At 71.8% G+C, this 13,600-nt stretch carries 12 protein-coding genes; 5 read left to right on the top strand and 7 right to left on the bottom strand.

Annotation, left to right across the window (positions count from 1 at the left end):
* The first annotated feature begins 152 nt into the window (after window positions 1-152).
* From NUT86_RS31895 to NUT86_RS31880, 4 genes are all read left to right on the top strand, one after another.
* Window positions 153-1,274 carry a M20 family metallopeptidase gene (locus NUT86_RS31895; protein WP_274740681.1) on the top strand — a complete coding sequence of 374 codons (1,122 nt, stop codon included), beginning with the start codon at window positions 153-155 and terminating at the stop codon, window positions 1,272-1,274.
* A gap of 394 nt (window positions 1,275-1,668) precedes the next feature.
* Complete coding sequence (locus NUT86_RS31890) at window positions 1,669-1,848, top strand: ribbon-helix-helix protein, CopG family (RefSeq protein WP_018089037.1); 180 nt, start codon at window positions 1,669-1,671, stop codon at window positions 1,846-1,848.
* 1 nt (window position 1,849) lies between these two features.
* Complete coding sequence (locus NUT86_RS31885; RefSeq protein WP_274738732.1) at window positions 1,850-2,194, top strand: VOC family protein; 345 nt, start codon at window positions 1,850-1,852, stop codon at window positions 2,192-2,194.
* A 19-nt stretch (window positions 2,195-2,213) separates the two neighbouring features.
* The gene (locus NUT86_RS31880) at window positions 2,214-3,071 is read left to right on the top strand and encodes a class I SAM-dependent methyltransferase (protein WP_274738730.1); all 858 of its coding nucleotides are present in this window, start codon (window positions 2,214-2,216) and stop codon (window positions 3,069-3,071) included.
* A gap of 116 nt (window positions 3,072-3,187) precedes the next feature.
* Here NUT86_RS31880 and NUT86_RS31875 read toward each other — a convergent pair whose 3' ends face one another.
* The 3 genes from NUT86_RS31875 to NUT86_RS31865 all read right to left on the bottom strand — a co-directional run bounded on the left by NUT86_RS31875 (window position 3,188) and on the right by NUT86_RS31865 (window position 6,834).
* A complete protein-coding gene (locus tag NUT86_RS31875) occupies window positions 3,188-3,667 on the bottom strand; it encodes a hypothetical protein (RefSeq protein WP_274738729.1) in 480 nt (159 codons plus the stop codon).
* A gap of 25 nt (window positions 3,668-3,692) precedes the next feature.
* Entirely contained in the window at window positions 3,693-5,435 is a 1,743-nt protein-coding gene (locus tag NUT86_RS31870) for a pyruvate dehydrogenase (protein ID WP_018089034.1), read from the bottom strand.
* Window positions 5,436-5,574: 139 nt separating this feature from the next.
* Entirely contained in the window at window positions 5,575-6,834 is a 1,260-nt protein-coding gene (locus NUT86_RS31865; protein WP_274738728.1) for a protein phosphatase 2C domain-containing protein, read from the bottom strand.
* A gap of 491 nt (window positions 6,835-7,325) precedes the next feature.
* Here NUT86_RS31865 and NUT86_RS31860 point away from each other — a divergent pair, with 491 nt between their 5' ends.
* Window positions 7,326-7,808, top strand: a complete 483-nt coding sequence (locus NUT86_RS31860; RefSeq protein WP_274738727.1) for a DUF456 domain-containing protein — start codon at window positions 7,326-7,328, stop codon at window positions 7,806-7,808.
* 95 nt (window positions 7,809-7,903) lie between these two features.
* Here the strand turns inward: NUT86_RS31860 and NUT86_RS31855 are convergent, their stop codons facing one another.
* From NUT86_RS31855 to NUT86_RS31840, 4 genes are all read right to left on the bottom strand, one after another.
* Window positions 7,904-9,682: a DNA-3-methyladenine glycosylase 2 family protein gene (locus tag NUT86_RS31855; RefSeq protein WP_274738726.1), complete on the bottom strand. Its 1,779-nt coding sequence runs from the start codon at window positions 9,680-9,682 to the stop codon at window positions 7,904-7,906.
* A 100-nt stretch (window positions 9,683-9,782) separates the two neighbouring features.
* Window positions 9,783-10,958, bottom strand: coding sequence for a ribosome small subunit-dependent GTPase A (gene rsgA, locus NUT86_RS31850; protein ID WP_159485464.1), 1,176 nt, complete (start codon window positions 10,956-10,958; stop codon window positions 9,783-9,785).
* Between the two features lie 439 nt (window positions 10,959-11,397).
* Complete coding sequence (locus NUT86_RS31845; protein ID WP_159485466.1) at window positions 11,398-11,925, bottom strand: DinB family protein; 528 nt, start codon at window positions 11,923-11,925, stop codon at window positions 11,398-11,400.
* 104 nt (window positions 11,926-12,029) lie between these two features.
* Window positions 12,030-13,553, bottom strand: coding sequence for a long-chain-fatty-acid--CoA ligase (locus tag NUT86_RS31840; protein WP_274738725.1), 1,524 nt, complete (start codon window positions 13,551-13,553; stop codon window positions 12,030-12,032).
* Window positions 13,554-13,600 lie beyond the last annotated feature (47 nt).

Genomic DNA, 13,600 nt, shown 5'->3' with positions numbered 1-13,600 from the left:
GTTACTCCCTTCGGCGCGTGCGGCCCCATACTGAGAGAATTTGCTAACATTTCACTCTTTCCGGGGATAAGTGTGGTTTAGAGATCGCGTGGGTGGGTCAGAGACATCGGCCTGGCCAGAACAGTGCACCAAGTACCCTTGGCCACGTGACGATGCACCAGGCCGTCGATGTGACCGTTGACGCGATGCTTGAGGACCTCAGGACGCTCATCGAGGTCGAGTCCCCCTCGCGCGACCTCGACGCCCTCAGGGCATCGGCCACAGCTGTCGCCGCAGTGATCGAGAACCGCCTCGGCGGGCAGGCCGTCCTCGTGGAGAGCGAAGCCGGGCCGCACGTCCACTGGTCGGCCGGGGGCGATCCCACCGTGCTGATCCTCGGTCACCACGACACGGTGTTTCCGCTCGGCACTCTGGCACGCCGCCCGTTCAGGGTCGAGGACGGGCGGGCCACCGGCCCCGGCGTCTTTGACATGCTCGGCGGACTGGTGCAGGCCATCCATGGCCTGGCGGCGCTCGATGACCGTTCGGGCGTCGAGATCCTGGTGACCGCGGACGAAGAGGTCGGCTCCCGCTCCTCTCGCGCTCTCATCGAAGAGCGCGCCCTTGCCTGCGGCGCTGTCCTTGTGTTCGAGGGCGCCGCTGAGGGCGGAGCCCTGAAGACCGGCCGTAAGGGCTGCGGCACGTTCGAAGTCCGCGTCACCGGCCGGGCGTCGCACGCCGGCCTGGAGCCCGCGGCCGGGGTCAACGCCCTGGTCGAAGCGGCACATCAGGTACTGGACATCGCGACGCTGAACCGGCCCGAGGTCGGCACGACCGTCACCCCGACCGTCGCGTCCGCGGGAACTCTGGACAACGTCGTTCCCGCGGAGGCGACCGTCATCGTCGATGTCCGGGTCGAGTCGGCCGACGAGAAGGAGCGCATCGAAGCTGCCTTCGCGGCGCTGGCCCCGCATCTCGATGAGGCGGAGATCGCAGTTCAGGGAGCCATCGGCCGCCCCCCGATGCCCGAATCGGCCGCGGCCGGGCTCTTCGCGGTGGCGCAGCGACTGCTTCCCGGCATCGAAGCCAAGGCGGTCGGCGGCGGAAGCGACGGCAACTTCACGGCCGCGCTGGGGGTGCCCACCCTCGACGGCCTGGGCGCGGTCGGGGGCGGCGCCCACGCCGACCACGAGTACCTGGTGATCGACGCCATGCCCGAGCGGGCGAACCTTGTCACCGGCCTGGTGCACGCGCTCCAGCACCCGGAGGAGAACGGGCGCCTGCGCGGCCTGTGAGCGGCGACCGCGCGAGGTCGTGCTCCGCGCTCACCTCACCGGCCGGCCACGGGGTGAGTTCCGCGGAACGACTCGCGCTGCGTCTCTGACCGTTGCTGCGCGCAGTTCCCCAGGGCGGGGTCGATGATGTCGACCCCGCTGCCCCGGTGAGCCGGAAGTCGCCGTGCCTGGCTGTCTCTTGACTCCGGACCGGAACTCCAGAAGCCGGCCCCACTCATGAACGTCACCCTGGCGAGGGCGACCAGGTGGCCAGGCCATGCCCTGTTTGCGGAAAACGCCTCAGAAGCAGGGGAGTTGGACGTTCGTGACGCCCGCCCGCACTGAGACGTGAGGGGGCGGCGGGCATTGCCTAATGCACTACACGCTAGCTTGCTAGGATGCTAGCATCACTGCTGTGAGTGACGAAGAGGTCAAGCAGTTCAACGTGTACTTGCCGGTCGGACTGATCAAGCAGGTCAAATATCGCGCCATCGAGTCGGGCTCGTCCCTCTCGGCGCTGGTCGCGGCCGCCCTGCGCGCCTACCTCGACGACACCCATGGGCAGCGGCAGGAATCGTCTGAGAAGGAGACCTGATATGGCGACCGAAGGCATCGAGGCCGTGTTCCTGGAGACGCACAACTGGGGCAAGGCAGCACAGTTCTTCCAGGCACTGGGCTTCGAGCTGGAGTTCTCGACCGACCACAGCTCCGGCCAACTCCGCAAGGGAGACGGTCCCTACGTCTTCATCGCCGAGGTCCCCGAGGACCGGGAGCCCCGGACGCGGATCGTGCTGGGGGTGAGCGATGCGGAGGCGCTCCGTCCCGATCCTGCCGTCGAGGTGGTCACGCCGTGGGAGGACACCCATTACGGGACCACGGAGATGACGGTCCGTGACCCCGACGGACGTCTGTGGAGCCTGCAGGCTCCGGCCAAGAACTGACCGTGGGGGGAGGGACATCGTGGCAGACGAGCAGAGCGAGGTACCGGACGGCACCGCGGTGCGGGTCGCCCTCTGGCGGGCGATGCATGTGCAGGTCGACTCGCCGCCCCATGTGATCGAGGACGAGATCGGACTGCAGCTCGCGGCCCCTGAGGAGGGATGGCGGCGGCGCCCGGACATGGACCCGCGCGGCACGAGCCCGTTCCGGGCGGCCATTGTGGCCCGTGCCCGTTTCATCGAGGACCTGGTTGTCGAGCAGGCCGGTCACGGCGTCGCCCAGTACGTCGTCCTGGGGGCCGGGCTGGACACCTTTGCCCAGCGGAGGCCGGACATCGCCGCCCGCCTAAGGGTGTTCGAGATCGACCAGCCGGCCACGCAGGCCTGGAAGCGCCAACGCCTGATCGAACTCGGCTACGGGATCCCCGACTGGCTGCGTCTGGTGCCCGTCGACTTCGAGGCAGGCGGGGACTGGTGGGAGCAGCTGTCCGACGCCGGCTTCGATCCCGGCCGGCCGGCGGTCGTGGTCTGCGCCGGCGTCACCATGTACCTCACCAAGGACGCCAACGCGGCGACCCTGCGGCGGCTCGCCGGGCTCTCCCCCGGCTCGACGCTCGCCATGACATTCATGCTGCCGACCGACCTCGTGGACGACGCCGACCGCCCCGCGCTGGAGGCCACCAAGCCACAGGCGCAAGCAGCCGGAACGCCGTTCATCAGCTTCTACACCCCGCAGGAGATGCTGGCACTGGCCCGCGACGCCGGCTTCGAGGACGCCCACCACGTGCCGGGAGCCGCGCTCGCCGTACGCTACTTCGCCGAGCGGCCCGACGGCCTTCGCCCGTCAAGCGGCGAGGATCTGCTGGTGGCGACCACCTGACGGTCGTCGGGCGCCAGGGCGGACCCGCCCGGCGCTGTCCGGCGGATCATGCTTCGGGGTCGAGAGTCCGAAGGGCAGAGAGGCAGGAGCGGTCGTGCGTGCGTCGTGCGTGCCGCTCATTTCACCCAGTGGGGAGAGAACACCACATGGATGTGTTCCCGGTCGTGCGCATGCGGATTCTTCCAGACGTACAGACCCCGGCAGGTGTGGTAGTTGCAACCCGGGCCCGGAAGGTACAACTCGGTCGCGGCGGTGGGCGGACCCTCCTTCGTCACGGCGAAGACGGGCCGGGCCGATTCTCTGAACGCCCTCGTGGTGCCGGTAAGGAACAGCGTCTCGGCGTGGACGCGTTGGCGGAGCAGGTCCCCGTTCCGCTGCCTGCCCAGAAGCCCCTGGTCGACCTCCTGGTCGGGCAGCACGTCGCTCTCCGGCACGCCGGCGGTCCGTAGCTCGCGGGGAGCGTTTCCCGCAGTGATGCGGTCGCGCAACCGCTTCCAGCGGGAGGGCCGGAACTGCAACGACCGGTGAGCCAGCATGAGATCGAGCGGCTTCTCGTCCCTCCAGCCGGTTCCGGGCGCAGTCGGGGTGGCGCGCATCGGCAGATGATCCGCCGGACAGCGCCTAAGGCCTGGGAATGTTGCGCAAGTTGGAGCGGGCCATCTGGAGCATGCGGCCGACTCCGCCGTCCAGGACCATTTTTCCGGCCGACAGGGCGAAGCCGGACACCATCTCGGCGCTGATCTTCGGCGGGATGGACAGGGCGTTGGGGTCGGTGACGATGTCGACCAGTGCCGGGCCCTTGTGGCGGAAGGCGTCGCGCAGGGCGGCGCGCAGATGCTTGGGCTTCTCCACCCGGACGCCGTGTGCCCCGGCCGCGCGGGCGATGGCCGCGAAGTCCGGGTTCTGGTTGGTGGTGCCGTACGACGGCAGACCGGAGACCAGCATCTCCAGTTCCACCATGCCCAGTGAGGAGTTGTTGAACAGCACCACCTTCACCGGCAGGTCGTACTGGACCAGGGTGAGGAAGTCGCCCATCAGCATCGAGAAACCGCCGTCGCCCGACATGGAGACGACCTGGCGTCCGCGGTCGATGAACTGGGCGCCGATCGCCTGCGGCAGCGCGTTGGCCATCGAGCCGTGGCTGAACGAACCGATCACCCGGCGGCGGCCGTTGGGGGTGAGGTAGCGGGCGGCCCAGACGTTGCACATGCCGGTGTCGACCGTGAAGACGGCGTCGTCGGCGGCCTCCTCGTCCAGGACGGAGGCGACGTACTCGGGGTGGATCGGGGTGTGCTTCTCGACCTTGCGGGTGTAGGCCTTGACCACGCCTTCCAGCGCGTCGGCGTGCTTCTTCAGCATCCGGTCGAGGAACCTGCGGTCCGGCTTCGGCCGGACCTTGGGGATCAGACCGCGCAGGGTCTCGCGGACATCGCCCCAGACGGCCAGTTCGAGCGTGGTGCGGCGGCCCAGGTGTTCGGGCCGGACGTCCACCTGGACGATCTTGACGTCATCGGGCAGGAACGCGTTGTACGGGAAGTCCGTGCCGAGCAGGATCAGCAGATCGCACTCATGGGTGGCCTCGTAGGCCGCGCCGTAGCCGAGCAGTCCGCTCATGCCCACGTCAAAGGGGTTGTCGTACTGAATCCATTCCTTGCCGCGCAGCGCATGTCCGACCGGGGACTTCACCCGCTCGGCGAACTCCATCACCTCGGCGTGCGCGCCCGCCGTGCCGCTGCCGCAGAACAGCGTGACCTTGTCGGCCTCGTCGATCATCCGGGCCAGCTTCTCGATCTCGGCGTCTCCGGGACGCACGGACGGACGCGAGGTGACCAGGGCATGTTCGATCGCGCGCTCGGGGGCCTGCTCGGCGGCGATGTCGCCGGGGAGGGAGACGACCGCGACGCCGCTCTGTCCGATGGCGTGCTGGATCGCGGTCTGCAGCACCCTCGGCATCTGCTTGGTGCTGGAGATCAGCTCGCTGTAGTGGCTGCACTCGGTGAACAGCCGGTCGGGGTGGGTCTCCTGGAAGAAGGTGGTGCCGATCTCGCTGGAGGGGATGTGGGAGGCCAGGGCGAGGACCGGGGCCATGGAGCGGTGGGCGTCGAACAGACCGTTGATGAGGTGCAGATTGCCGGGGCCGCAGGAGCCGGCGCAGGCCGCGAGGGAGCCGGTGAGCTGCGCTTCCGCCCCGGCCGCGAAGGCGGCGGCCTCCTCGTGGCGGACCTGGATCCAGTCGATGGCGGAGTTGCGGCGGATGGCGTCCACCACCGGGTTCAGGCTGTCGCCGACGACGCCGTAGAGCCGTTGCACCCCCGCCCGCACGAGGATGTCCACGAACTGCTCGGCCACGGTCTGCTTCGCCATGTCGTGCTCGCTCCTTCGACGGGTGGGTGACGTCCGCTGACGCGGTGGGGTCTGGTCCCATGAAACCCATGGGGTGCCCCGGCCGCCTCCGCTGCGCCGCTCCTGCCGGCCCGCACCCCGGGACCGCGTGTGCCCGCCGCTACGACTCCCACACCCCGACGGCCGTACGGTCCTTCGGGTGGCCCGCCACCCGCAGTTGGGCCGCGGCGAGGAAGGCCACCAGGCCCGGAGGCTCGGCTGACCACTGTCCGGCCAGCCGAGCGGCGAACGCGGGCTCCTGCTGCAGCGGCTCGGCGAGACCGGCGCTGCACAGCAGCAGAGTGTCCCCCGGACGGGCGAAGGCCGTCCGGAAGAGGAACGGCTCGGCCCCGTCGGAGCCGTCGGCCGGCGACCGGCCGGAGGCGGAACGGAGCCGTCCGCCGGTGCCGTCCGGTCCCTCCTTCGCGGACTGTTCCGGCAGCGGGGGCTCCAGGTCCTCCCAGGCACCGTCACGGAGCCGGAAGAGACCGCCCGCGCCGATACCGAAGAACACCCGGGTACGGCAGTCCGGGTCGGCGGGCAGCAGCAGACAGCGCAGCGCGGCCGTGTACCGCTCCGGTGCGACGTCCAGCTCCCGTGCCCGGCCGCGCAGCCTGCCGTAGCTGCGGTCGGTGAGCCGCTGCAGCCCGGATTTGAGGGCGCTGCGGTGGTCCGTACGGATGTCCTCCGCCAGTCGGGTGTAACTGCGGCCGACCGCGCCGCCGATCCAGGCGCAGGCGTCATGGGCGGCGCGTTGGGCGCCCTCGGCGGCCGGCCGGCCGGTGGCGACGGCGACCAGGATCAGGGCGTGCCGGCCGGCCCCGAAGCGGGCGGTGAGCAGGGCGTCGCGGCGTACGTCACCTCGGTGGCGGGCGAGGTCGCCGCGCTGGGAGGCGGCGAGCAGGGTCAGTGAGCCGTACCGGGCGCCGTCCAGCGCGGTGTCCGGGACAAGTTCGTCAAGTGCGGCCGGATCGGCGGCGGGCAGGGGACCCAGTTCGGGTTCGGACAGCGGCGGCCGGTCGCCGGTGACCCCGGTGGTGGCTGGTTCGGGGATATCGCGGGGTGGCTCGGGCGCGGACGGGGCGGCGGTCCTGGCACGGGACGCCGGGCGTGAGCCCGGCCCGGTGGCCTGGAGCGGGATCGGTGCCGGCGGGGAGGCCGTGGGGCGGGCCGGGGGCGGCTGCGGTGCGGGGGCGCCCCGCCGTGGCGGGGCCACCGCCCGGAGCGCCGAGGCGACCCGGTCATCGAGGGTGTCCGGGGCGTCGGACGGCCCGGCATCACGCATCGCGGCGCGTCCCGGGGTCTCCTCTCCCCCTCCCTCGCCGTACAACTGCCGCCACCAGTCGTCCTCCTGGCCGCACCCGGCCCCCTGCTGGTTCATGCGCCGTATTGTCCCTGCGCGGCCGCGCACTCAACAGGGCGCGAAAGAGCGTCCACCGGGCGGTCGGCCTCCCAAGAGTGACCGTCCGGCGGAGTCGGTGAACAGCGCATGTCAGCGGCGTGGCCCACGGACCGGCTGACCGAATCGCCGTGGGCGGCGGTCAGTTCGGCCGCGGTGTGACCGTTCCGTCCGCCGCGGCCTCCGGCCACCCGCGCTCCGGCCGCCCGCCCGGCAAGCACTTCCGGGCCGCTTCCGGCACGCTGGGCCCATGAGAGTGTGCAGCGTACGAGCCGTCACGGGGCGTGCGCCCGCCGGGTGTGAGGCCGGCACGTGAGCGAGTGCGGCGAACGGGCAGGGACGGGGTGCGCGCTTCGCGAAGGCAAGCGGGCCGGGCGAAGTGTGGCGCGGCGCATGAGCGCGTGCGGCGAGCGGACGGCGGGCAGGCCTGGACGGAGCGAGGGTGGGCGGGCCGGGCGAAGTGTGGCCGCCGTATGAGTGTGTGGCAGCTGGTCACGGCCGGTCTGGTGATGCTGCTCGGGCTGCTCGGGGTGCTGGTGCCCGGTATTCCCGGGCCGCTGATCGTCTGGGCGGGCGTGATGTGGTGGACGCTGTCCGAGAAGTCCGCGCTCGCCTGGGTGGTGCTCATGGCCGCCACCGCCCTGCTGCTGCTCAATCAGGTGCTGAAGTGGCTGCTGCCGGCCCGCAATCTGCGGGCCGTGGGGACGCCGTACCGGGCCCTGTTCCTGGCGGGGGTGGCCGGCATCGTGGGGTTCTTCGTGATTCCGGTCATCGGCGGGGTGCTGGGATCGGTCGGCGGTCTCTATCTGCTGGAGCGGATCCGGCTCGGCAGCCATGGCGATGCCTGGGCCTCGACCCGTACGGCCCTGCGCGCGATCGGGCTGAGCGTGCTGGTCGAGCTGTTCGCCTGTCTGCTGGTGGTCGGCGCCTGGATCGGGGCCGTGGTGGCGGGCTGACCGGACCGGGGCCGTGGTGACGGGCTGACCGGACCCGGGCCGTGGTGGCGGGCTGACCGGACCGGCCGGCCGTGGGGTGCGCGTGGGCTGAGGCGTCAGACGGCCCGGCCGGCGGTGGCGTACGTGGGTGGTTCCGCCGACGATGACGGGTTCTCTGCCCCGGGCATCTCCGCCGACGCTGACGGCTCCCTCGGCCCTGACGGCTCCCCCGCCCCGGGCCCCTCGTCCGGCCTGGGTGTCCCGTTCGGGATGGGTGTCCCGTCCGGGATGGGTGTCCCGTCCGGGATGGGTGTCCCGTTCGGCCTGGGCGTCCCGTTCGGGATAGACATCTCGCCGGCCGGCAGCAGCCCGGCGCGCCAGAGATGGTGCAGGGCGTAGGCGCCCCAGGGCCGCCATGCGGCCGGACCCGCCATCGCGCCCTGTTCCTGGTCGCTCCCCGGCGTCGTCCCCACGTCGGGGTCGCCCAGCGCCCGCATCCTGAGGTACGCGGCGGCGCGCGGGCCGACTCCGGGCAGGGCGGCCAGCGCCCGCTCGGTGGCGCCGCGGTCCGCGCCCGCGTCCAGCGTGACGGTGCCGTCGGCGAGTGCGGTGCACAGCGTGCGCACCGGTTCCGCGACCTCGGCGCCGGTCAGGTTCCCGGGCGCCGGGAAGAGGTGGGTGAGGCCGCCGTCCGCCGCGTCCAGCGGTTTGCCGTACTTCCGCACCAGCGCGGCGGCGTGTTCCGGCGGGCCGCCGAGCACGGTCCGTACCGCCAGTTCCTCGGGGTCCGCGGCGCCGGGTGACCGCAGGCCCGGCCGTTCGGCCACCAGCGGGCCGAGCAGCGGATCGGCTCCGAGCCTCTCGGCGACCGCATACGGGTCGGCGTCCAGGTCGAACAGACGACGGAGGCGCTGTACGGCCGTCGACAGATCCCGCAGGTCGGTCAGCCGCAGACGGCACTCCAGCCAGCCGCCGTCCGTGCCGCGGGCCGCCGGGCACACCAGGCCCGCCGGTGGGCGACGCCTCCGGCGCGGCCCGGCGGGCTCGTCGACCTCGGCGATACCGCTGCCGTGGGTGAGCCGCAGCGTACGGCGGTAGGTGCGCTCCCCGCGGGTGCCGCGGATCTCCTCGACCCCCGGCACCGCCCGCAGCTGCAGAAAGTCGAAGATCTCTGCGGCCGCGTACGGGCCGCGGTAGGCGAGCCGGAGCGGGATGCCGGCGGGCGCGGAGCGGTCCGCGGATCCGCCTGCGGAGCGGTCCGCGAAGCCGTCTCCCGGCCGCCCGGCCCCGGCTCCCGGCGCGGCCGCGGTGGTACGGCGGGCGACGGCACCCCCGTTCCCGGCCGCCGCCCGCAGCTCGCTGGGCGTGCCCGCGTAGATCTCCCGGATCGTGTCGTTGAACTGACGGATGCTGGCGAACCCGGCGGCGAACGCCAGCTCGGTGACCGGCAGCGCGGTGGTCTGCAGCAGTACCCGCGCGGTGTGTGCCCGGCGGGCCCGTGCCAGCGCCACCGGTCCCGCGCCCAGCTCCGCGGTCAGCTGCCGCTGCACCTGTCGCGGGCTGTATCCCAGCCGCCGCGCCAGTCCGCCGACGCCCTCCCGGTCGACCACGCCGTCCCCGATCAGCCGCACGGCCCGGCCGACCAGGTCGGCGCGCACATTCCACTCGGCGGACCCCGGCACGGCGTCCGGCCGGCAGCGGCGGCAGGCCCGGAAACCGGCCGCCTGCGCGGCGGCGGCCGACGGGAAGAACCGCACATTCACCCGCTTGGGAGTGACCGCCGGGCAGCTCGGCCGGCAGTAGATACCGGTCGTCACCACGGCGAAGAAGAATTCCCCGTCGAACCGGGCATCCCGGCTGGTCACCGCTTCGTACCTGGCCTCGTCGTCCCTCACGCCCTCAGTGTGCGCCGGGCGCGGCGCCCCGGCTGGCGGAAATCGGACGTGGCGTTCGGGCAGGGAGGGCCGATGCCGGGCGGCCCTCCCTCCCCTCACCTCACCTCTGCGGCCCCCGCTTCCGCTCCATCAGGTGCCGGCCCAGCGCCTGCTTCTGCTTCCAGTCGCGGCGGAGCTCGGCGCGCACCCGGGCGTCCGTCTTCGCCACGATGCGCTGGTTCTCACGCTGCAGCTTCCGGTAGCTCTCCAGCCGACGGGCGGGCAACTCCCCGCATTCGACGGCCTCTTGGACGGCGCAGCCGGGCTCCGCCCGGTGCGCACAGTCGTGGAAGCGGCACTCCTCGGCCAGCGTCTCGACATCCGAGAACGTCCGGGCGAGCCCGGACTCGGCATCCCACATCCCGACGCCGCGCAGCCCGGGGGTATCGATCAGCACCCCGCCGCCGGGCAGCGCCCGCAGATCACGGGTGGTCGTGGTGTGCCGGCCCTTGCCGTCCCGGTCACGGTTGGCCTGCACCAGCTGGACGCTCTCGCCGAGCAGGGCGTTGACCAGCGTGGACTTGCCTGCACCGGACTGCCCCAGCAGGACGGACGTACCGCCCGCGAGTACGGCGGCGAGCACATCGAGCCCGTCCCCGGTCGTCGAGCTGACCGCCAGCACCTGTACCCCGGGCGCCGCGGCCTCGGCATCCTCGATGAGATACGCCAGACCGTCCGGGTCCCCGGCCAGATCCGCCTTGGTCAGCACGACCACCGGCTGCGCGCCGCCCTCCGTGGCGAGCCCGGAGGCGTGCGGCGGGCCCTCGGCGCCCGCGCTGGACATCGCCAGTGCGAGGAACCGCTCGATCCGCCCGAGGTCCAACTGGTCCGCGAGCGAGACACAGATGACGATGTGATCGATGTTGGTGGCCAGCACCTGGCCCTCGGAACGCTTCGACGAGGTCGACCGTACGAACGCGGTCCGGCGCGGCAGCAACGTCCGTACGACACCGTCGACATGGTCGCCGCTGCGCCCGTTCTCCAGGTCGATCACGGCCCAGTCGCCGGTGCACGGCACCCGCATCGGGTCGCGGGTCGCCACCAGCGCGGTGTCCGCCAGAACGGTACGGGTGCCGTCGCCGTGCGCCACGACGGCGTCCACCCGGCCGCGGTCCACACGGACGATACGGCCGGGCACCAGCCCCGGCCCGGCAAAGGGGGTGAAACTCCGCGCGAACCCGTCGTCCCAGCCATAGGCGGTCAGCGGGTGCGCAGCAGAGAGAGTGAGGTCGAACAACGGGATGGCCCTTCGAGAAGGAGCGGTCCCGGCCGTGCGCGCGAGGCGCACGCGAAGAAGAGTGACGTCGAGTCAGCCGGAGACCACAGGGAGGGAGTTGATGATCTTCTGGATGCGGGCAGCGCCCTGCGCAACGACAGTCATCAGTACTCACCTCCCGCATTTCTCCACAGCCGACGGCGACAGCCTCCGGCCGTCCTCCCGAACGCTGCAGACTGTAGACCGGTCCCGCGCGTCGGCGCCAGCCATTTATTCGGCCCCGGTTTTCAGTGGTGCGCCACGCGCCGCCCGGACGCGGTGCCCGGGCGGCCGGGCGGCCGGGTCCGGGCGGCCGGGTCCGGGCGGCCGGGCGGCCGGGCGGCCGTGGGAGGTCATCGCTCAGCCGTGCCCCGGCGTGCCCCTCCCCCAGAAGCCCCTCAGGCCTCCAGACCTCCAGGCCTCAAGCGCCCGTGACACCGTCGATGCGCTCCCTGAGCAGATCCGCATGGCCGTTGTGGCGTGCGTACTCCTCGATCATGTGGACCAGGATCCAGCGCAGCGACACCCCCTGGTCCCCGACGAAACCGGCCTCCCGCTCCGAGAGGGTGCCGGAGTCGTCGAGCGAAGCGGTGGCGGTCAGCTCGCGGCTCCGGGCGACCTCCGCGCGCCAGTCGGCCAGCGCCTCGTCGATCCCGCGGTCGGGGGCGAGGATGAACCCGTCACCCTTCTGCGCCTCGTACACCGGCGGTATGTCCTGTCCGGCGAACACCCGCTGGAACCAGTTGCGTTCGACCTCCGCCAGATGCTGGACCAGGCCCAGCAGCGTCATGGTGGACGGGGCCACCGAGGCCTGGCGGACCTGCCGGTCGTCCAGGCCCGCGCACTTCAGCGGGAGCGTGGCGCGGTGGAACTCCAACCAGCTCTCCAGCATGGTGCGTTCATCTGCGTGCGGGGGCGGAACGGGCCGCCCGTCCGGTGTCATTCCCATGCTCCTCAGCCTTGCACAGGCCACTGACAACGACGCGGACGAGCGGCACGGCGCGACGGCTGGGTGCGGGCGCATCCGGAACTCGTTCCGGATGCGCCCCCGGTTCACCCGGCGCGCAGTGCCTTCTTGAGGATCTTGCCGGTGGGGCCCTTGGGCAGTTCGTCGACGATGCGGATCTCGCGGGGGTACTTGTAGGCGGCCAGCCGCTCCTTGCAGTGGGCGGTGAGGTCCTCGGCGGTGGCCGTCGTGTCCCGTTTGAGGCTGACCACGGCGATGACCTCCTCGCCGAGCCGGTCGTCGGGGCGGCCGATGACCGCGGCCTCGGCGACGGCGGGATGGGTGTGCAGGACCTCCTCGACCTCGCGCGGATAGACGTTGTAGCCGCCCCGTATGACGAGGTCCTTCTTGCGGTCGACGACGAAGAAGTAGCCGTCCTCGTCGCGGTGTCCGAGGTCTCCGGTGTGCAGCCAGCCGTCGCGCAGCGCCTCGGCGGTCTCCTCGGGGCGCCGGTGGTAGCCCTTCATGACGTTGTGGCCGCGGACGAGGATCTCGCCCACATGCTCGGGACCCGGCGGCAGTTCGGCGCCGGACGGGTCGACGATCCGGACCTCGACGCCCCAGATCGGCTTGCCGATCGAGAGCACCTTGCGCTGCTCCGCGCTGATGTTGAAGGTCGCGGTGCTGGCCGTCTCGGAGAGCCCGTAGCCCTCCAGGATCACCACGCCGGGGAACTTCTCCTCGAAGGCACGGATGACCTCGCCGGGCATCGCCGCACCGCCGGAGACACCGACGCGCAGTGCGCCGAGGTCCCGTTTGACGGTGTCGGCCTGCAGCAGGGCCGCGTACATGGTCGGGACGCCGGCGAAGACCGTGCAGCGGTGCCGTTCGAGGGCGTCGAGCACCGCGTCGGTCCCGAACCGCGGTACCAGGGCGAGGGTGCCGCCGTGGCGTACGGCCATGTTGAGGACGCTGGAGAGACCGAAGACATGGAAGAGCGGCAGCACGGCGAGGGCGATGTCGTCCGGGCGGAAGCCGAACAGCTCGCCGGAGACGGTGCAGTTCATGTGGAGCTGGAAGTGGGTGAGCTCGGCACCCTTGGGGCGGCCGGTGGTCCCGCTGGTGTAGAGCAGCACGGCGGTGTCATCGGCGCTGGTCGGCGCGATCTCGCCGGTGTCGTCGGCGGCGTAGAGCTCGTCGTGATGACGGGTGCCCGCGATCCTCCGGTCGCTGCCCGGCGGGTGGACGACATAGGTGCCGACGCCGCCGGCCAGCTCTGCCCCCTTGACGGCCTCCGCCGCGAACTCCTCGAAGGTGACGAGGAGTCGGGACTCGGAGTCCTGTAGGTGATAGGCGATCTCGGGGGCCTTCAGCAGGGGGTTGAGGGGGACCATGACCAGCCCCGCCTTGAGGATCCCGTAATACGTGAACAGGAACTGCGGCACGTTGGGCAGGTGGACGGCGACCTTGGCGCCCGGCCGGAGGCCGAGCCCCCGCAGGGTGGCCGCGATACGGCCGGACGCCTCGTCGGCCTGGGCGTAGGTGGCGGTCCGGTCTGCGAGGTGGCACAGGGGTTTGTCGGGGTGGGACCGGCGGGACTCACGGAGGGCGGTCGCGAGGTTGAAGGTCATCCGGGCTCCTGGCGTGCGGCGGCTCGTACCACGGACTGCATCGGACG

This window comes from Streptomyces sp. G7(2002) (assembly GCF_028870195.1).
Taxonomy (GTDB): domain Bacteria; phylum Actinomycetota; class Actinomycetes; order Streptomycetales; family Streptomycetaceae; genus Streptomyces; species Streptomyces nigrescens.
Note: the sequence above shows the minus strand (reverse complement) of the source record. Positions and strands in the feature narration are given on the sequence as shown.

Bases quoted from the DNA above. Each gene is read 5' to 3' on its own strand.
- NUT86_RS31895 (WP_274740681.1), top strand. From the start codon at position 153: ATGCACCAGGCCGTCGATGTGACCGTTGACGCGATGCTTGAGGACCTC.
- NUT86_RS31885 (WP_274738732.1), top strand. From the start codon at position 1,850: ATGGCGACCGAAGGCATCGAGGCCGTGTTCCTGGAGACGCACAACTGG.
- NUT86_RS31875 (WP_274738729.1), bottom strand. From the start codon at position 3,667: ATGCGCGCCACCCCGACTGCGCCCGGAACCGGCTGGAGGGACGAGAAG.
- NUT86_RS31870 (WP_018089034.1), bottom strand. From the start codon at position 5,435: ATGGCGAAGCAGACCGTGGCCGAGCAGTTCGTGGACATCCTCGTGCGG.
- NUT86_RS31865 (WP_274738728.1), bottom strand. From the start codon at position 6,834: ATGAACCAGCAGGGGGCCGGGTGCGGCCAGGAGGACGACTGGTGGCGG.
- NUT86_RS31860 (WP_274738727.1), top strand. From the start codon at position 7,326: ATGAGTGTGTGGCAGCTGGTCACGGCCGGTCTGGTGATGCTGCTCGGG.
- NUT86_RS31845 (WP_159485466.1), bottom strand. From the start codon at position 11,925: ATGGGAATGACACCGGACGGGCGGCCCGTTCCGCCCCCGCACGCAGAT.
- NUT86_RS31840 (WP_274738725.1), bottom strand. From the start codon at position 13,553: ATGACCTTCAACCTCGCGACCGCCCTCCGTGAGTCCCGCCGGTCCCAC.